This is a genomic window from Nocardia sp. NPDC050718, from assembly GCF_040654235.1.
GTDB lineage: Bacteria > Actinomycetota > Actinomycetes > Mycobacteriales > Mycobacteriaceae > Nocardia.
The window spans coordinates 555,525-573,115 of sequence record NZ_JBFAHQ010000005.1; the positions used below are offsets into that span (position 1 = coordinate 555,525).

Annotated in this window: 21 protein-coding genes; 11 read left to right on the top strand and 10 right to left on the bottom strand. The window is 71.4% G+C overall.

Features of this window, described 5'->3' with window-relative positions; translation table 11 throughout:
• Positions 1 to 29: 29 nt before the first annotated feature.
• On the top strand, positions 30 to 611 hold the full coding sequence (locus tag AB0H54_RS25405) for a TetR/AcrR family transcriptional regulator (protein ID WP_355276659.1): 582 nt from the start codon (positions 30 to 32) through the stop codon (positions 609 to 611).
• On the opposite strand, the gene AB0H54_RS25410 is transcribed toward AB0H54_RS25405, so the two are convergent.
• Positions 608 to 1,504, bottom strand: a complete 897-nt coding sequence (locus AB0H54_RS25410) for an alpha/beta hydrolase (protein ID WP_355276657.1) — start codon at positions 1,502 to 1,504, stop codon at positions 608 to 610. The two genes, AB0H54_RS25405 and AB0H54_RS25410, sit on opposite strands and share 4 nt — an antisense overlap.
• 58 nt (positions 1,505 to 1,562) lie before the next feature.
• Entirely contained in the window at positions 1,563 to 2,111 is a 549-nt protein-coding gene (locus AB0H54_RS25415) for a YaeQ family protein (RefSeq protein ID WP_355276655.1), read from the bottom strand.
• Between the two features lie 55 nt (positions 2,112 to 2,166).
• Here AB0H54_RS25415 and AB0H54_RS25420 point away from each other — a divergent pair, with 55 nt between their 5' ends.
• Positions 2,167 to 2,601, top strand: a complete 435-nt coding sequence (locus AB0H54_RS25420) for a hypothetical protein (RefSeq protein WP_357348403.1) — start codon at positions 2,167 to 2,169, stop codon at positions 2,599 to 2,601.
• Here AB0H54_RS25420 and AB0H54_RS25425 read toward each other — a convergent pair.
• From AB0H54_RS25425 to AB0H54_RS25450, 6 genes are all read right to left on the bottom strand, one after another.
• The gene (locus tag AB0H54_RS25425) at positions 2,595 to 2,936 is read right to left on the bottom strand and encodes an MmcQ/YjbR family DNA-binding protein (protein WP_355276651.1); all 342 of its coding nucleotides are present in this window, start codon (positions 2,934 to 2,936) and stop codon (positions 2,595 to 2,597) included. The two genes, AB0H54_RS25420 and AB0H54_RS25425, sit on opposite strands and share 7 nt — an antisense overlap.
• Positions 2,937 to 2,976: 40 nt before the next feature.
• A complete protein-coding gene (locus AB0H54_RS25430) occupies positions 2,977 to 3,495 on the bottom strand; it encodes a hypothetical protein (protein ID WP_355276650.1) in 519 nt (172 codons plus the stop codon).
• Positions 3,496 to 3,605: 110 nt separating this feature from the next.
• Positions 3,606 to 4,481, bottom strand: a complete 876-nt coding sequence (locus tag AB0H54_RS25435; protein WP_357348406.1) for a metal ABC transporter permease — start codon at positions 4,479 to 4,481, stop codon at positions 3,606 to 3,608.
• A gap of 10 nt (positions 4,482 to 4,491) precedes the next feature.
• Positions 4,492 to 5,223: a metal ABC transporter ATP-binding protein gene (locus tag AB0H54_RS25440; protein ID WP_355276646.1), complete on the bottom strand. Its 732-nt coding sequence runs from the start codon at positions 5,221 to 5,223 to the stop codon at positions 4,492 to 4,494.
• On the bottom strand, positions 5,220 to 6,164 hold the full coding sequence (locus AB0H54_RS25445; RefSeq protein WP_357348408.1) for a metal ABC transporter substrate-binding protein: 945 nt from the start codon (positions 6,162 to 6,164) through the stop codon (positions 5,220 to 5,222). Before AB0H54_RS25445 ends, AB0H54_RS25440 begins: the two co-directional genes overlap by 4 nt.
• 67 nt (positions 6,165 to 6,231) lie before the next feature.
• Complete coding sequence (locus AB0H54_RS25450; RefSeq protein WP_357348410.1) at positions 6,232 to 6,606, bottom strand: cupin domain-containing protein; 375 nt, start codon at positions 6,604 to 6,606, stop codon at positions 6,232 to 6,234.
• 58 nt (positions 6,607 to 6,664) lie between these two features.
• Here AB0H54_RS25450 and AB0H54_RS25455 point away from each other — a divergent pair, with 58 nt between their 5' ends.
• Both AB0H54_RS25455 and AB0H54_RS25460 read left to right on the top strand, forming a co-directional pair.
• Positions 6,665 to 7,141, top strand: a complete 477-nt coding sequence (locus AB0H54_RS25455; RefSeq protein ID WP_355276640.1) for a MarR family transcriptional regulator — start codon at positions 6,665 to 6,667, stop codon at positions 7,139 to 7,141.
• 187 nt (positions 7,142 to 7,328) lie between these two features.
• On the top strand, positions 7,329 to 7,559 hold the full coding sequence (locus AB0H54_RS25460; protein ID WP_355276638.1) for a hypothetical protein: 231 nt from the start codon (positions 7,329 to 7,331) through the stop codon (positions 7,557 to 7,559).
• Here AB0H54_RS25460 and AB0H54_RS25465 read toward each other — a convergent pair whose 3' ends face one another.
• Both AB0H54_RS25465 and AB0H54_RS25470 read right to left on the bottom strand, forming a co-directional pair.
• The gene (locus tag AB0H54_RS25465; protein WP_357348413.1) at positions 7,560 to 8,984 is read right to left on the bottom strand and encodes an amidase; all 1,425 of its coding nucleotides are present in this window, start codon (positions 8,982 to 8,984) and stop codon (positions 7,560 to 7,562) included.
• 99 nt (positions 8,985 to 9,083) lie between these two features.
• Positions 9,084 to 9,779, bottom strand: coding sequence for a hypothetical protein (locus tag AB0H54_RS25470; protein ID WP_357348415.1), 696 nt, complete (start codon positions 9,777 to 9,779; stop codon positions 9,084 to 9,086).
• Between the two features lie 105 nt (positions 9,780 to 9,884).
• On the opposite strand from AB0H54_RS25470, the gene AB0H54_RS25475 reads away from it, so the two are divergent.
• From AB0H54_RS25475 to AB0H54_RS25505, 7 genes are read left to right on the top strand one after another with little or no spacing between them, the layout of a single operon-like run.
• Positions 9,885 to 11,150: an ATP-grasp domain-containing protein gene (locus tag AB0H54_RS25475; RefSeq protein WP_357348417.1), complete on the top strand. Its 1,266-nt coding sequence runs from the start codon at positions 9,885 to 9,887 to the stop codon at positions 11,148 to 11,150.
• Positions 11,147 to 11,971, top strand: a complete 825-nt coding sequence (locus AB0H54_RS25480) for a hypothetical protein (protein ID WP_357348419.1) — start codon at positions 11,147 to 11,149, stop codon at positions 11,969 to 11,971. Before AB0H54_RS25475 ends, AB0H54_RS25480 begins: the two co-directional genes overlap by 4 nt.
• Positions 11,968 to 13,008, top strand: coding sequence for a pyridoxal-phosphate dependent enzyme (locus AB0H54_RS25485; RefSeq protein WP_357348420.1), 1,041 nt, complete (start codon positions 11,968 to 11,970; stop codon positions 13,006 to 13,008). Before AB0H54_RS25480 ends, AB0H54_RS25485 begins: the two co-directional genes overlap by 4 nt.
• A gap of 55 nt (positions 13,009 to 13,063) precedes the next feature.
• Positions 13,064 to 14,374 (top strand): MFS transporter, encoded by a 1,311-nt coding sequence (locus AB0H54_RS25490; protein ID WP_357348422.1) that lies wholly within the window; start codon positions 13,064 to 13,066, stop codon positions 14,372 to 14,374.
• Positions 14,364 to 15,305, top strand: coding sequence for a hypothetical protein (locus AB0H54_RS25495; protein WP_357348424.1), 942 nt, complete (start codon positions 14,364 to 14,366; stop codon positions 15,303 to 15,305). Before AB0H54_RS25490 ends, AB0H54_RS25495 begins: the two co-directional genes overlap by 11 nt.
• Entirely contained in the window at positions 15,302 to 16,498 is a 1,197-nt protein-coding gene (locus tag AB0H54_RS25500; RefSeq protein ID WP_357348426.1) for an ATP-binding cassette domain-containing protein, read from the top strand. Before AB0H54_RS25495 ends, AB0H54_RS25500 begins: the two co-directional genes overlap by 4 nt.
• Positions 16,495 to 17,583: an iron ABC transporter permease gene (locus AB0H54_RS25505; RefSeq protein WP_357348428.1), complete on the top strand. Its 1,089-nt coding sequence runs from the start codon at positions 16,495 to 16,497 to the stop codon at positions 17,581 to 17,583. The genes AB0H54_RS25500 and AB0H54_RS25505 overlap by 4 nt, the downstream gene beginning before the upstream one ends.
• Positions 17,584 to 17,591: the final 8 nt, after the last annotated feature.

The following is a 17,591-nucleotide window of genomic DNA, read 5'->3' on the forward strand; positions in this document are numbered from 1 at the left end:
GGTTCAATCAAGGGTTGGGAGGAGATCGGATGGCAGCCGGACCACGCGCCCGACTGATCGAACACACCATCAGCACCGTCCAGCAGCACGGCGTCCACGCGGCCGCGCTGAGTGAACTGCTCAAGCGCAGCAACACCTCACGCAACTCGCTGTATCAGCACTTCCCTTCGGGCAAGGGCGAATTGGTGCAGACCGCAGGCCGGATCGTCTCGCGCCTGGTCTACTCGCACGTGAGCACCATGGCCGACGCGTTGCAGACGGCGCCGTCGGTCCAGCAGTGGCTGACCGACCTGCTCGCCTTCTGGCGCATCCCGCTGGAGAAGTCCGACTACAGCGCCGGCTCGTTCATGATGGCCGCCGCGCTGGACGAACTCGACCCGGCCGTCCAGTCCATCGCGGGCCAGGCCTTCGCCGAGTGGACCGCGCGCCTGGCCGACGGCATCGTCGCGACCGGCATCGAACGCGCCACCGCCGTCTCACTGGCCGGGTTCCTGCTCACCACCATCGAGGGCACCATCGTGCACAGTCGCGCGCTCAAGTCCCCGCACCCGTTCGATCAGGCCGTCACCCAGCTCACCATCCTGCTCAACCTGCACCTGTCCCAGCGCTAGAGGTGGGCGCGCAGCGTCTCGACGATGGTGCGGCGGGCGGCGGCGCCCTCGGGGGTCGGGGTCAGCGGATAGACGTGGACCAGGCCGTCGGCCTCGTGATAGTCGACCTCGACCCCCGCCGCGCGCGCCTTGTCCACCAGCAACCGGGTGTCGGGGTTGAGGATGTCGTAGGTGCCGCTGAACACGGTGAGCGGGCCGAGGCCGGCGTGGTCGCCGAACAGCGGGCTGACCATCGGATCGGTCATCGGCAGCTCGCCGCTCCACAGCCGGCCGAAGACCAGCCCGCCGTCGCGGCCGAGCCAGGGATCGAGCGGCAGCACCTCGGTGATCTGCGGATTCTCCAGTGTGAGGTCGAGTGCGGGTGAGATCAGGATCGTCCGCGGCAGGGTGATCGACCGGGTGTCGCGCAGGTGCAGTGCCGTCGAGAGGGCGATCTGGCCGCCCGCCGAGTCGCCTGCCACGAAGGTGGTGCCATGCCGCTCCGCACTGGCGGCGACGATCTCGGCGAAGCGCGGAATCACCTGGGCGGCGGTGCCCGCCGGGATCAGCGGGTAGATCGGCACCGTGACGGTCAGCCGCAACTGGGCGGCCAGCCGGGCCGCGAGCTGCCAGTGCTGCGGCGCGATCTCGCCGACCCAGCCACCACCGTGCGCGTAGACGAGCCCGCCACGCGAGTCGCCGGTGGCCGGGGTCAGCGTGTAGACCGGCCAGCCGCGATCCTCGAGCTTCGACACCACGACGCCGCGCAACCGCTTGGGCGGGGCATAGTCCACCGGCGCCGCGCTCAGCTTGCGGACGTGCTCGCGCGCGGCCTCGGCGTCGATGTAGTTCCGGTTGCGCCGGGTGATCCGCAGGAAGGCGGGCAGCACGATCCGGCTCATGACACTCGGCACCGGCAACCTCCTGGTCAATCGTCCGAACCGAGGATAGGCCACCGACCCGGATCGCGGGTCAGACCTGGCCGAGCCGATGCTCGGTGACCTCGCCGCGCAGGCTGGTCCCGTTGAGATCCAGGTACAGCACACCCTCGGTGACCGACAGGCTCAGGGTGTTGCGGCGATCGATCAGCGGCACGGCCTCGTCGATGAAGGCGCGGTCGATGCCGTAGAGCGGGATGTCCTCGGCGCGGTGGATCTTCTTGCCCGCGTACTGCGCCAGCACCTTCGCCGGGTCGCGATGGGTGTAGACCGCCGCGCGACCGGCCAGCTTGCTGCCGCGATGCACGCGGTCGGCGTCCGGCGCGCCGACCTCGATCCAGGCGGTGACCCGGCCGGTGAGGTCGCGGATCTGCACGGCGGGTTCGTCGGTGGCCGAGATGCCGCCCTCGCTGAAGACGATGCCCTCCTCGTACTGCAGGCAGTAGGCGAGGATGCGGGTGAGCATGTACTCGAGGGTCTCCGACGGATGACGGGCGACCCGCAGCTCGAGGTCCTCGTAGACGCCGCGGTCGACGTCGGCGAGCTGGACGGCGAAATGATGCAGGGTTGCGCTGAGTGCCATAGGAGCTCCGAGACTACCGCTTGCGCTCGCCCGCCCCGACGGCCAGCATCTCCGCATGCGAATCACCCATGTTTCAGCAATAGCCGCCACGTTCCTCGCCCTCGGCGCGGGAACCGCTGCGGCAGCACCGAATCCGGCCGACACCCCGCGCCAGGCCATCGCCCGCGCCTACATCGACGCGCTGGTCTCGCACGACGCGAGCGCGGTGCCGTTCACCCCCGACGCCACCCGGGTCGAGGTCGGCTTCCAGACCGGGTACTCGGGCCCGCAGCTGAGCGCGGATCTCGCGAACGGACCGCAGTACCGGGTGATCCAGGGCGTGCGCGAGCTCACCATGTCCGAGTCCGGCGACACCGTCACCACCCGCTACCTGCTCGACACCGGCATCGCGGGCGTGCGGCTGACCACCGTCGAGATCGTCGAGACCTTCGTCATCCCCGACGACGCCATCCGCACCATCGAGGCCGACATCAGGCCGATCGGCTACTGATCGGCGGCTTCGAGCAGGGCCCGCGGTGCGGCCAGCCGCCACGAGTCGGTGACGATCGCCGTCAGTTCCGCGCGATCGTCGAGGGCGGCCAGCCGGACCCGGACCCACGGATTGCCCGACTCGTGCGCGGCGATCCAGAACTTGTCCGGTTCCGCGACGACCAGTTCGTCGCGGTCCACGATCGGGCAGCGCACCGCCATCGAGGTCTCGTCCTCGGGCAGGGTCAGGAACAGCTTGCCCGCGACCTTGAAAATCGGCATACCCCAGGCGAACTGCTCCACCGTCTCCGGTAGCGCGGCGACGATCGCCCGGACGTCCTCCCCAGTGGCCTTCATGACCGTCATCCTGCCAGCAGGCCCCGACAGCTCGCCGGGCTCATCGCTCGGCCAGCAGCGCCTTCCACCGCGCCCCGACCGGCCGGGCGACCGGAACGGCCCAGGCCGGGAGCGTCGCCCGGCGGCAGAACGCGACCGGTTCCACGGTGCCGGACACCCCGAACCAGGCGGTGGACGCGGGCCGGTCCAGCAGCGTGATGACCGCGACCGACACCACCACGGCGGGCAGCGTGAGCAGGCCGAACAGCGCCACACCGGCGATCAGCGCCGCCCCGTACCACCCCAGCGCGTGCACGTACCGGCTGCGGTTGGCGAATTCGCTCGTGAGCACCGCGAGCAGCACCGTGCCGATCGCGGCGGCGTAGGCGAAACCCTCGTAGCGCAGCAGCAGGGCATCGGCGGGCAGCAGTTCCGTGGCCGGAATGGTGACCAGCGCGAGGCCGGTGCAGTAGACGGCCTGCCACACCGCCAGTTGCTGGGCCCGCCGGACCTCGCGCGGACGCCCGTCGGGCGCGTCCAGCGAGAGGGCGACGGAATCGAGAATCCCGAGTCCGAACATCGAGCGACCTTTCCCGCGTGCCGCCACGGCCGACGGCCGGGGGCAACTGGAACACGTTCCAGGTCACATGGTGCGACGCGGCACGGTTCCGCGCGGTCGATTCGCCGAAATCAGCGCGCGACGGCCACCTTCCCGCGCGCCCGCGCGGCGGTCAGCCTGCGGCCGATGACGCCGTGCCGCGGCGCGAACAGGTAGACCAGCGAGAAGGCCACGCCCTGGGTGACCACCACCATGCCGCCCGCGGCGGTGTCGAGGTGGTAGCTGAGGTAGAGGCCGGTCACCGCGCACACCACCGACACCGTCGGCGCGATGATCAGCATCCGGGCGAACCGGTCGGTCAGCAGGTACGCCGTCGCGCCCGGGATGATCAGCATGGCCACCACCAGCACCACGCCGACGGCTTGCAGCGCCACCACCGAGGTCAGCGCGAGCAGCGCCAGCAGCGCGGTGCCGAGGATCCGGGGGTTCAGCCCGATGGCGTGCGCGTGCGTGGCGTCGAAGGCGTAGAGGGTGAAGTCGCGGCGCTTGAGCACCAGCGCGGTCAGCACGATCGCGGCCAGGATCATGATCTGGATCATCTCGCCGCGGCTGACACCCAGCAGATTGCCGAACACGATGTGGTTCAGGTCGGTCTGGCTCGGTGTCACCGACACCAGCACCAGGCCGAAGGCGAACAGCGTCGTGAAGACGATGCCGATCGCCGCGTCCTCCTTCACCCGGCTGGTGTCGCGGACGACGCCGATCAGCGCGACCGCGAGGAAACCGAAGATCACCGCGCCGACCGCGAACGGCCAGCCGACGATGTAGGCCAGCACCACACCGGGCAGCACCGCGTGCGAGACGGCGTCACCCATCAGCGACCAGCCGATCAGCACCAGCCAGCACGACAGCACCGCGCACACCACCGCCGCGGTGACGGTGGTCGCGAGCGCGCGCACCATGAACTCGTAGCGCAGCGGGTCGAGGAAGAATTCTTCGAGGCTCATCGGTACTTCCTCACGCGTCCACGTCGAGCCCGAAGGCCTTGGCCAGGTTCTCCGGTCGCAACACCACATCGGGGTCGCCGTGCTCGAGCACCCGGCGGTTGAGCAGCACCGCCTCGTCGGCCAGTGCCGGGAGGGCGTGCAGGTCGTGGGTGGAGACCAGGATCGTCGCGCCGTCGGCTGCGAGTTCGCGCAGCAGCGCGGTGATGGTGGCCTCCGAGCGCTTGTCGACGCCGGCGAACGGCTCGTCGAGCAGCAGGATCGTCGCCTCCTGGGCGATGCCGCGGGCCACGAAGGCGCGCTTCTTCTGCCCGCCGGAGAGCTGACCGATCTGACGGTCGGCCAGCTCGGTGAGCTCGACGCGGGCCAGCGCCTCGGCGACGGCGGCGCGGTCGGCCCTGCTCGCCCGGCGGGTGAAGCCCATCTTCCCGTAGCGGCCGGTCATCACGACATCGCGCACCGACAGCGGGAAGGTCCAGTCCACGTCCTCGGACTGCGGCACGTAGCCGAGGCTGCCTGCCTTGCGGGCCGCGACGGGCGCGCTGCCGTTGATCAGCACCCGGCCGCGGTCGGGGGTGACCAGGCCCATGATCGTCTTGAACAGCGTCGACTTGCCCGAGCCGTTCATGCCGATCAGGCCGCAGACCCGGCCGGATTTCAGGGTCAGTTCGACATTGTCGAGGGCGAGGACGTCACCGTAGTGAACGGTGACGTCCTGGATCTCGACGACAGGCGCGGTGGTCATTTCGGGGCTCCGGCGAGTGCGGTGGCGATGGTGTTCGCGTCGTGGCGGATCAGCTGGAGGTAGGTCGGCACCGGGCCGTCGGCCTCCGAGAGCGAGTCGACGTAGAGCGTGCCACCGAAGCGCGCGCCGGAGGCCTCGACCACCCGTTGCATCGGCGCGTCGGAGACGGTCGACTCGCAGAACACCGCGGGCACGCCGCGCTGGCGCACGAAATCGATGGCCGAGCCGATCTGCTGCGGGGTCGCCTGCTGTTCGGCGTTGACCGGCCAGATGTACTTCTCGGTGAGACCGGTGTCGCGGGCCAGGTAGGAGAACGCGCCCTCGCAGGTCACCAGGGCCCGCTGCCCGGCGGGCAGGGTGTTCACGGCGGCGACCAGGTCGTTGTGGACGGCGGCGAGCTGGGCCTTGTAGGCGGCGCCGTTGGCGCGGTACTCCTCGGCGTGGCCGGGGTCGAGGTCGGCGAAGGCACGGACCATGTTGTCGACGTAGATCTGCGCGTTCACCGGCGACATCCACGCGTGCGGATTCGGCTTGCCGCGGTAGGCGTCCTCGCTGATGTCCATCGGGGTCACGCCCTCGCTGACCACCGCGTGCGGCACCGTCAGATCGGCGACGAACTGGGCGAACCAGGCCTCCAGGTTGAGCCCGTTGTCCAGGATCAGATCAGCCTTGGCCGCCTTCTTGATGTCGCCCGGCGTCGGCTCGTAGCCGTGGATCTCGGCACCGACCTTGGTGATCGACTCGACCCGTAGGTGATCGCCGGCGACATTGCGCGCCATGTCGGCGAGCACGGTGAAGGTGGTGAGGACCACCTTCTTCCCGTCGTCGGAGGCGGTGGCTCCACCGCACGCGGACAGCGCGAACGCCATGACACTCAGCACACACGCCGCGACAACTCGACGCCGCGACGAACCCGGCGCGCGGTGAAACCCAACCTTCATTCCAGAATTATATTGTTCGGGTTACCGAACTTTCAAGTTCAACGCCTAGAACAGACGCTGTGACGGTTCAGGATGCCCAGGGCGGAACGAAAGTCGAGCCATCGGGCAGTTCCGCCGAGAACCCGACGCGCACCGTCACGAGCAGCACCGCGGGCTCGGCGGCCGCATTGGTGAGGCCGATCATCGACCCGGCGGGCGCGACGGCGGCATCGCCCGGCCGCAGCGGCGCCGATTCGCCGTCGATGGTGATCTCGACCTCGCCCGCGAGCAGGTAGAAGGCCTCCTCCCCCAGGATGCGGTGCGGCACGCCCACCGAATCGGGCGCGACCTCGGTCTGCCAGACACAGAGTTCGGCACTGCCGGTGCCGGGGCGGATGAGCGAGGTGAAGCGGGCGTTGTGGATCTCGTGGACCTGAGCGTCTTCGGAACGGGTGACCGGCATGGGCGCCTCCTTCGGATAGTCAAGCAACTTGTCTATATGGTCAAGTAGATTGACCATCATGTCAAGTGCCAGAATGACGGCCGTGCACCGGAACCCGCCGCCCGCCACCGATCTCCCCCTGTTGCTGCTGGCGGCGGCGAGCGAGGTGAGCGCCGCGATCCAGGACGGGGTCACCGCCGCGGGCTTCACCGACATCCGCCCGGCGCACGGCTTCGCGTTCGTCCGGATGGCGCCCGACGGCGCGACCGTCGGCGAGATCGCCGAGCACCTCGGCGTCACCAAGCAGGCCGCGAGCCAGCTGGTCGACGAGCTGGTCACCAAGGGTTACGCGGACCGCAATCCACATCCGCGCGACGCGCGCGCCCGCCTGATCACCCTCACCGATCGCGGCTGGGCCTGCACCAGGGCGGCCGACGCGGCCGCCGCCGCCTTCGCCGCGCACTGGGTCGACACCCTCGGTCCGGCGATGTTCGCGCAGACCAGAAATGCCATCGCCAGGATGGTCACGCCTGGCCGGGTCCGCCCCTCGTGGTGATCATGACGAAGTGATGACGAGTAGCCGTTAATCCGAAGAACAGGATTTTCAAAAGAACCCGCGTACTGTCGCGTCGCGCGGCATACTCGGCAGCGAGCGGTGACGCGCCACCGCGGCATCCGGACCATCGGACCGGACGCGCCTCGTCACGTCAGTCACCGTTTCCCACCCTCCCGACAGGATCGTCATGTCAACCCTTGCCACCGTCGCCACGGTCGACACCATCACCCGCCACAAGTACGAGCGGCTGCAGTACACCGGCTCGGCGGGTGTCATCGACTCGCTCGAGGACCCGCGCCTGGTCGGCCGCTGGCACACCGAGTTCCCCGGCTGGCACGGCGAGCACTGGGCGTTCGAGGCGGGCACCGCCAGCCCGGGCCGGCTGCGCCCGATCAATGTCGCGGTGCGCCAGAGCTGATCAGGCCGCGCCCTCGGCCGCCGTCCGGTCGACGATGCGCGGGAACGGGCTCGCCGCCTCCAGCTGGTAGGCCAGATCGAGCAGCGATCGCTCGTCGCCCCGCCGGGCGGCGAGCTGGATCGAGCCGGGCAGCCCGTGCGGGAGCAGCCCGTGCGGCAGCGACACCGCGGGCCCGCCGCCGACATTGTTGAGCGGCGTGAAGCCCACGTAGTCGACCAGCTTCGTGAACAGCTCGTCGAAGGGCTGGCCCGGCGCCAGCTCGCCGATCCGCGGCGCCGGATGCGACAGCACCGGGGTGAGCAGCACGTCGACGTCGGTGAAATGCCGGTCGTAGGTGGCGGTGCCGGACCGCAGCCGCCAGGTGGACGCGGCGACACCGAGCGGGTTGCGCTTGGCCAGCCCGATCAGGCCGCTGGTGAACGGGTCGAGTTTGCCCGCGTCGAAGTGGTCGCGGTGCCCGAACCGGAACGACAGCGTCATCGCGGCGGCCATCATCGCCCAGTACCGCTTGAAGTCATCGACGAACCGCGGCTCCACGTCGAGCCGCATCTCGACGACCTCGTGGCCGAGGCCGGCCAGGATCGCCGCCGCCGAGGCGAGCACCGCGGCATTGTCGGGGTGCACCGGGCGGCCGAGCACGTCCTCGCTGATCAGCCCGATCCGCAGCCGCCGCGCGCTCGGCCCCTCGACCAAGCCGATCGGCGCCAGCTTCGGATTCGCGCCGAACCGTTCGACGGCGGCCAGATAGTGCGCGGTATCGCGCACCGATCGGGTCACCACGCCCTCGGCGACCAGGTGCACCGGCAGTTGCCGGGCGCCCGGCTGGTCGAGCAACCGGTTGCGGGTGGGCTTCAGGCCGACCAGGCCGTTGGCCGCCGCCGGGATCCGGATCGAGCCGCCACCGTCGTTGGCGTGCGCGATCGGCACGACGCCCGCCGCGACCAGTGCCGCCGAACCGCCCGAGGACGCGCCGGCGGAGTACTCGATGTTCCACGGATTGCGGGTCGGCGCCCGGCCGGTGAACTCGGTGCTGGCGGTGAGCCCGAACTCCGGCAGCGTCGACTTGCCGATGACGACCACACCCGAATGCAGGAACTGCGCGCCGGGCCCGCTGGTCGCCGTGGCCGCGCGCGGCGTGAACGCGGCCGACCCGTGGCAGCTGGGCAGCCCGGCGATATCGGTGTTGTCCTTGACGAAGGCGGGCACGCCGGCGAACACGCCCGCGGTCTCCGGCGCCGACGCGGCCCGCTCGAAGCAGGCCACCTGCACCGCGTCCAGACTCGGGTCCACCCGCCGGGTCCGCGCGATCGCGGCCTCGAGCACCTCCGCCCGGCCGACCTCCCCCGCCCGCAACGCCGCGGCGACCCCAACGGCATCCAGCGTGCCGAGGGCATCATCGGTGAATCCATGGACGGTAGTGCTCATAGCCGCAGCGTAATGCGATCCGGTGGCCATTTGCGGCGGTAACGAATTTCCTCGAGAAACCCTTAGAGTCCCGTGACCAGCGGGCCACGGGACCCTCGCCTACTTGGCGGGTGGGGTGAACGGCTGGTTGATCGTGGTGAAGTACTGGATCGCCGCGCCGAGCGCGACCGGCGCGGTCACGAAGATCTGTCCCGCCACGGTGCCCAGGGCGCCGATGGCCAGTACACCGCCGATACAGCCGACGGCCGCGGCGGGCAGGAACGGGCCGAAGAGTCCCACGATGGTGGCCGAGGCGACGGTGGCGCCGATTATCCCGCCGAGGACGCAGCCGACGGCGGCGCCGCCGAGTCCACCGACGAGTGTGCCGATCGAAGCGCCCAGGGAGATGGTGCTGGTCATACGGGACCAGGCGGCCTGTTCGCGGTCGTATTCGGACTTCCAGGGTGCCTTGTCCTCGAACGGCAGGGCGACCGGCTTGTAGACGGCTTTGTCCATGCTCAGCTGCGGGGTGAGGGTGGCGGTGCGGCCGGTGATCTCGGCGGCGATCGGGAACTCGAAATCGTCGACCGCGAAGGTCAGCGGTGTCGCGGCCACGACGGTGCCCGCCAGGTCGCGCACCTGCAGCGCGCCGTCCGCGACCACCAGGCCACCCTGCTCGACCTCGATGATCGACGCGGTCTCGGTGGCGTGAGCGGTGAACGCGACCGGCCGCTCCGGTGCCTGGGCCTGCGCGGTGCCGGTGGCCACCGTCAGGGCGGCCAGCGAAAGCACGGCGGGCACAACGAATTTCCTCATCAACATGCGGTTTTCCTCATCATTTCCGGTCGAGCGAGCGCTCGACTGTCGCAATTCTAACGATAATGGTTATCATTAGCACCTTGCTGGAGGCTGGGAGGCTACATGGGACATCTGCTGATGGTGGAGAGTTGGGTCGGCTCGATGAGCACCCTGCTCCCGGCGGGAATCCGGGATTCCGGACACAGATTCAGCTTCCTGACCAGGGATCTCGCGCACTATCTCCGGCCGGGCACACCGTCGCCGCACCCTCTGCTGGCCGCGGACAACGTGTTCACCGCCGAGACCAACGACGAGGCCACGCTGCTGCCGTACGTGCGAAAACTGCACGAGGTCTTCGGTTTCGACGGCGTGCTCACCTCCTGCGATTACTACCTGCCGACGGTCGCCGCGATCGCCGCCGACCTCGGCCTGCCGGGCGCGGGCCGCACCGCCGTGGCCGACGCGTGCGACAAGGACCGGACCAGGCAGATCTGCCGGGCCGCCGGCGTCCCGGGACCCGACTTCGCGGTCGCCCAGGAATGGGACGAGATCATCGGCGCGGCAGCGGGTCTCGGCTATCCGCTGGTGGTGAAGCCGGTCGATCTGTGCGGTGGGATGTTCGTACGCCGGGTCGAGGACGAGACCGAACTGCGGGCGGCGGTGGACCGGATCGCCGGTTTCCCGGTGAACGCGCGCGGACAGCGCCGCTCCCCGCGGGTGCTGCTCGAAGAGTGCGTGGACGGACCGGAATTCAGCGTCGAGACGGTGACCGTCGGTGGCCGCACCACGGTGATCGGGGTGACCGACAAGCAGCTCACCGGCGCGCCCGCGTTCATCGAATCGGGGCACATGTTCCCCGCCGCGCTGCCCGCGGCCGAGACGGCGGCCGTGGTCGAGCTCGCGCTGGCGGCCGTCGCCGCGCTGGGTCTGGACGCGACCGTCGCGCACACCGAGATCAGGCTCGGCGCGCGGGGCCCGCGGCTGATCGAGGTCAACCCGCGCCCGGCGGGCAACCGGATCACCGAACTCGTCCGGCGCGTCACCGGAATCGACTTGGCGGCAACGTATGCCGAGGTGGCCGCGGGTGGGACCCCGGATCTGACACCGCGTCCGAGCGACGTGGCCAGCGCGGCGGTCGCGTTCGCGGTGCCCACCGGGACCGGCGAGCTCGACGGCATCGACGGCGCGGCGCACTGGGCCGACGACCCCCGGATCGTGGAGTACACCCTGGCGGCGCCGGGGACGCGGGTGCGGCCCGCGACCGACAACAACAGCTACCTCGGTCATGTCATGGTCACCGACACCGAGCCCGGCGGCGCGGGCGCACTGGCCCGGACGCTGATCGGGGACCTGCGCTTCGCGCTCGCCACACCGGGCGGTGCGGCATGACCGTCGCCGCCTGTCCCACCTCGGTCGCCGAACTCACCGAGTGGGCGCGCGCGGGCCTGCTCGGGCCCGACGCCGCGTCCCTGCACGCCTCGACCGCGTTCCGCACCACCTACGGCACCCGTCATCCTGGCCGGACCCGCGGGTACCGCAACGAGGTACTGAGCATCCGGCTCGGCGCGGCGGTCGGCTCGTGCGGGCTCGAACCCGGCACGGCCACCGCCGAACTCGTCGACGACTGCGTCGCGGCCCCGATCGCCGAGCTGCTCGCGCATCCGCGCGCCGAGGTCAGGATCGCCGCGCTGGACGCCTATCTGATGCACGCGCGTCCGCATCCGCACGCGGCGGGCGCGGCGGGCCGACCGGTGCGCATCGACGGGCCGACGTCACTCACGAAATCCCGGCACCGGGCCGCCGCCGTGGTCGATCTGCTGCCCGCCGGGGTCGGCGAGGTCCTGGTCGTCGGGGTAGTCGGCTCGCTGCTCGCCGAACTGCGGGCACGGGCGATCGGGTATCTGCCGTGCGATCTCGCCGGCGGCGTCACCGAGTGGGACGAGCCCGTGTACGAGTCCGTCGCGGCGGCACCGACCGGCTACGACGCCCTGCTGGTCACCGGAATGACCCTGGGCAACGGCAGTTTCGACGCGCTGCGGGCCGTCGCCGTCGAGCGGGAGCTGCCGCTGGTGATGTTCGCGCAGACCGGGAGCGCGGTGCTGCCCTGGTTTCTCGGCGCGGGCGTGCACGCCGTCTCGGCCGAGCCCTATCCGTTCTTCTCCCTCGACGGCGGACCCAGCACCGTCGTCACCTATCGAGAGCGCTCATGACGACACCGCAGCCCGCCCTGCTCCAGCTGATCGGCGGCACGCCCGCCGTACCCGTCCCCACCGAAAACAGCTGGTACACGGCGAAACTCGAAGCCGCGAGCGTCGCGGGCATGAAGGCCCGCGCGGCCGTGTCGATGCTGCGGGGTGCCGCGGCCCGCGGCGAGCTCGCGCCAGGGGCGACCATCATCGAGTCCACCAGCGGTACCCTCGGCCTCGGCTTGGCGCTGGCGGGCAAGGCGCTCGGGCATCCGGTCCTGCTCGTGGTCGACGACGAGCTGGAACCCGAACTGCGCTCGCTGTTCTCGGCCTACCGGATCGGACTCGACGTCGTCCGTACGCCGCACCCGACCGGCGGCTGGCAGCGGGCCCGGCTGGACCGGCTCGCCGAACTGCTCGCCGCGACACCGGGTGCCTACTGGCCCGACCAGTACGACAACCCCGACAACGCGGGCGGCTATCAGGCCATGGGCGCGGAGATCCTCGACCAGGTCGACGCCGTCGACGTGCTCGTCGCCTCGATCGGCTCGGGCGGGCACTGCGCCGGACTCACCCGTGTGCTGCGCACCCGCTGGCCCCACCTGCGGGTGATCGGGGTGGACGCGGTCGGCTCCCGCATCTTCGGTCAGCCCGACCGGCGCAGGCTCATGCGTGGTCTCGGCAGCAGCATCCTGCCCCGCAATGTGGCCTACGCCGACTTCGACGAGGTGCACTGGGTGGGCGCGCGCGAAGCCGTCGCGTCGTGCCGGGGGCTCGCGGCGTCGACCGGGATCGCGGGCGGCTGGAGCACGGGGGCCGCCGCGCTGGTCGCGGGCTGGGCCGCCGAGCGCGCGCCGGCGGCCCGGGTGCTCACCGTGTTTCCCGACGGTCCGCACCGCTACCTGCGCACCATCTACGACGACGACTGGTGCCGGGCGAACGATCTGCTCGGCGAGTCCGCGCACGCACCGGCCGAGCTCGCCTCGCCCACCGGGTCCGAGGTCACCGGCTGGGGCCGCTGCGCGGTCGTGCGCGATCCCGCCGCCGGGGTGACGGCGTGACGCGGGTCGCCGACAGTGCCTCCAGGACAAAGGATTTCGGGGCGGGGGCCGTCGGATGAGCGGGCTCGCCACCTTCCGCGCGATGCCGGGCGCGGTGCGGCTGCTGCTGGTGAACCACCTCGTCGGGCATATCGGCTTCTACCTGCTTGTACCGTTCCTGGCGGACTATCTCCTCGACGACCTCGCCCTCTCGGCCGCCGTCGTCGGTGTGGTGCTCGGGGTCCGCAATCTGAGTCAGCAGGGCCTGTTCCTGGTCGGTGGTTCGGCGGCGGATCGGCTCGGCGCGCGTGGCGTGATCATGACCGGACTCGCCATCCGGGCGCTCGGTTTCGCGCTGTTCGCCGTCGGCGGGTCGCTGCCGGTGGTGCTGGCGGCGTCGGTGCTCACGGGTTTCGCTGGCGCGCTGTTCAATCCGGCGGTCCGCGCCTTCATCGCCCGCGACAGCGGTGCCCGCTCCGCGCAGGCGTTCGCGCTGTTCAACGTGTTCGGCAACGCGGGCTCCGCGATCGGTCCGGTGCTCGGCACCGTATTGATCGCGGCGGGTTTCCGGCTGTCCGCGCTGGTCGCGGCGTCGATCTTCGCGGTGCTCGCGGTGGTGCAGTGGCTGCTGCTGCCCGCTCGTCCGGTGCCGCGGCACGACGGTGGGGTCGGGGCCGACTTCGCGACGGTGTTCACCGATCGGCGCTTCTGGGCGTTCACCCTCGCCCTGATGCCGATGTTCGCGTTGCAGAGCCAGATCTATTTCGTGTTCACCCTGCAGGCGCAGGACAGCGCGGGGCCGGGGCACGGTCCCGCCGCGGTGGCCGCGCTGTTCGTCGTGGAGACGATCGCGGTGGTGGCGTTGCAGGTGCGGGTCACCACGGTGCTGGGGCGCCGACCGCACCGTGGGCCCGCGATGGCGCTCGGGATGGCGGTCATGGGGCTGTCGTTCCTGGTGCCGCCCGCCGTCGCGGGACTCGTCGCGGCGGCCGGAGATGGCGTGGCGGGCACGGTGATCCGGGTCGCGCCCGTGGTGGTGGCCGCCGTGCTGCTCGCCCTCGGGGTGACGGCGGTGCAGCCGTTCGTGAACGAGGCGATCGGCCGCTTCGCCGGGAATCGGCTCACCGGAACCTATTTCGGCGCGTTCTATCTGGCGTCCGGGGTGTTCACGGTCGTGGGCACCTCGGTCACCGGCGCCGTCCTCGACCGGTCGGGCGGGTCGCTGACCTGGCCGCCCGCCGTGCTCTGCGCCGCCGCCGGACTGCTGTCGGCGCTCGCCGTGCTGCGGCTGCACCGGCGCCGGGTGCTGCCCGGTCCCGGCGAGCCGACGGCGGAGCCCGCTGTCGACGACATCGCGGCGAAAGACGGTGCCGCCGATGTCCGCTGACCTCACCGCCACCGGGATCGGCGTCGGGCGCGCCTACGGCAGCTGCGGGGAACTCCTGCAGGGCGTCACCGCGCGGGATCGGCACTTCCTGGTCACGCTGCCCATCCGGCGCGGGTCCGTGGCCGTCTTCGAACCGGGCGGCGACGACATCACCGTGGTGCCGGAACGGAAATCGAAGGCACGCGGGCTGGCGAGCGCGATGGTCGCCCGGTCCCGCGTGCTGCGCGGCGGCCGGCTGACGCTGCACAGCGAACTGCCTGAGGGCAAGGGACTGGCCAGCTCCACCGCCGATCTCGTCGCCACCGCCCGCGCGATCGCCGACGCCGAGGGCCGCACCGTGCCCGTCGACGAACTCGAGGCCGACCTGCGCGCCATCGAACCCTCCGACGGCGTCATGTACCCGGGCACCGTCGCCTACTTCCATCGCGAGGTCAGGCTGCTCGCCCGGCTCGGCACCCTGCCGCCGTTGACCATCGTCACCGGCGACGAGGGCGGCGCGGTCGACACCGTCGAATTCAACCGTGCCGGACCGTGTTTCGGCTCGGCCGCGAAGCACGAGTACGACCGGCTGCTGAGCGAGCTCGGCGTCGCGGTCGCGCGCGGCGATCTCGCCGGGATCGGGGCCGTCGCCACCCGCAGCGCGGTGCTCAGCGCGACGCTGCGGGACCGGCCGCACCTGGACGCCACCATCGGCGCGGCGCGCGCGATCGGCGCGCTCGGCGTCGTCGTCGCGCACAGCGGCACCACCACGGGCATCCTGCTGGCCGACCACGATCCCCGCCTGCGCGCGCAGGTCCTCGCCGCGCGGCGGATCTGCGACAGCTTCGCCTGCTCGGTCACGGTGCACCACTCGTGGCGGCCCACGGCCGACACGCCCCGCGACCGCGTCCATCCCTCGCCCCACCCCCGAGCAGAGAGCACTCCGCGATGATCACCGTCGACCAGATCCGCTTCACCTACGACGGCCGAACGACGCTCGACGGCATCACCTTCCAGGTCGAGCAGGGCAGCACGATCGGGCTGATCGGGCCCAACGGGTCCGGCAAGTCCACCCTGCTGCGGCTGATGTATCGCGCGCTGCGCCCGGCGGGCGGGACCGTCGTGATCGATACGACGCCGGTCGACCAGCTGCGCGGGCGGGCGCTCGCGAGCAGGCTCGCCGTGGTCGCCCAGGAAGCACCGCCGGATACGCCGGTCACCGTGGCCGAGACGGTGTTACTCGGCCGCTCGCCGTGGGTCGGTGCGTTCCAAGGGTATTCGCGGGCCGACCGGGTCGCCGCCGCGGCCGCGCTCGAGCAGGTCGGGGCGCGCGCGCTGGCCGACCGCCGGTTCGCGACGCTGTCCGGCGGCGAACGTCAGCGGGTCCTGATCGCCAGGGCGCTGGCCCAGCAGGCCGATCACCTGCTGCTCGACGAACCGACCAACCACCTCGACATCCGGTACCAGCACGAACTGCTCGGCCTGGTCCGCGGCCTCACCGCGACCACCACCATCGTCGTGCTGCACGAGCTGAACCTGGCCGCCCGCTATTGCGACCGGCTCGTCCTGCTCGACGGCGGCCGGGTCGCCGCCGCGGGCACCGTGCCCGACGTCCTGACCCCGGAGGTCCTCGAACCCGTCTACGGCATCCCGGTCCGCCGGACCACCGCGTTCGGCGCGATCCAACTCCTCTTCGGCCCGACCGCCGAACCGGCAACCACCGCAGCCGACACACCGACCACCGATCCGGCAACCACCCCACCCGACGAGTCGACCGCCACCCCAACCGACAGGCCGACCGCCGAACCGCCCGACACACCGACCGCCGAACCGGCAACCACCCCACCCGACAGCCGGACCGCCGATCCGGCAACCACCCCAGCCGACAGACCGACCGCCGATCCGGCAACCACCCCAGCCGACAAACGGACCGCCGAACCGGTAACCACCCCAGCCGACGAATCGACCGCCACCCCAGTCGACAGGTCGACCGCCGCCCCGCCCGACACCCCGGCTGACGATCGCGCAGCCGTTCCGGCTGACAGATCGGCGCAGGTACCAGGACCCGGCGCCGACCACTCCGACCACGACGTACCCAGGGCCGACACACCGTCGCCCGTGACCCGAGAGGCGGCTGCGCGATGACCGCGACGCTCACCGCGGCCCCGGCCGTCGACGATCTCGACCACGCCCGGCATCGGGGCCGCGCGCTCCTGCTGGGCGCGGGGCTCGGCGTCGCACTGGTGGCGACGCTGCTGGTGGCCGCGGGGCTGGGGCCGGTGGCGGTGCCACCGGGCACGGTCGCGCGGATCATCGGCCACCACACCGTCGGGTATCCGGCGACCGCCGATTGGACCGCCGCGCAGGACTCCATCGTCTGGCTGGTGCGGGTACCCCGGGTGCTGCTCGGCGCGCTCGTCGGGGCCGCGCTGGCGATCACCGGCGCGGTCTTGCAGACCGTGGTGCGCAATGTGCTGGCCGATCCGCACATCCTGGGTGTCACCTCCGGCGCGTCGACCGGCGCCGCGGTGTACCTGCTGTTCGGGATCACCGCGGCGACCACGGCGACGGCCTTGGCGGCGAGCGCCTTCGCGGGCGCGCTGGCGGCCACGGCGCTGCTGTTCCTCCTCGCGCGGATCAACGGGCAGCTCACCTCGCTGCGGCTGCTGCTCGGCGGCGTCACGATCGGCTACATCTTCTCCGCGGCGACCAGCTTCCTGATCTTCGCCTCCGACCGGCCCGAAGGCGCGCGGACCGTGCTGTTCTGGCTGCTCGGCTCGCTCGCGCCCGCCGCGTGGTCGTCGGTGGCCACCACGGTGGCCGTCGTCGCGGCCGCCACCGTGGCGGTGCTGCTGCTCGCGCCACGCCTGGACGCGCTGGCCGCGGGCGACGACACCGCGCGCACGCTCGGCGTCGCGCCGAACCGGATCCGGTTGCTGGCGTTGCTGATCGTCGCGCTGGCCGTGGGCGCGGTGGTGGCCGTCGCAGGGGCCATCGGCTTCGTCGGGTTGATCGTGCCGCACGTCGCCCGGCTCTGCGCGGGAGCGGCGCACCGGCAGCTGCTGGTGGTCAGCGGTCTGCTGGGGGCGTTGTTCCTGGTCGTCGCGGACGTGGCCGCGCGCACGGTGTTCGCGCCGCGCGAGCTGCCCATCGGCATCGTCACCGCGGCCGTCGGCGCGCCCCTGCTGCTCGTCCTCATCCGCCGCTTCCAGGCACCCTCCGCTTCCTGAATTCTTCG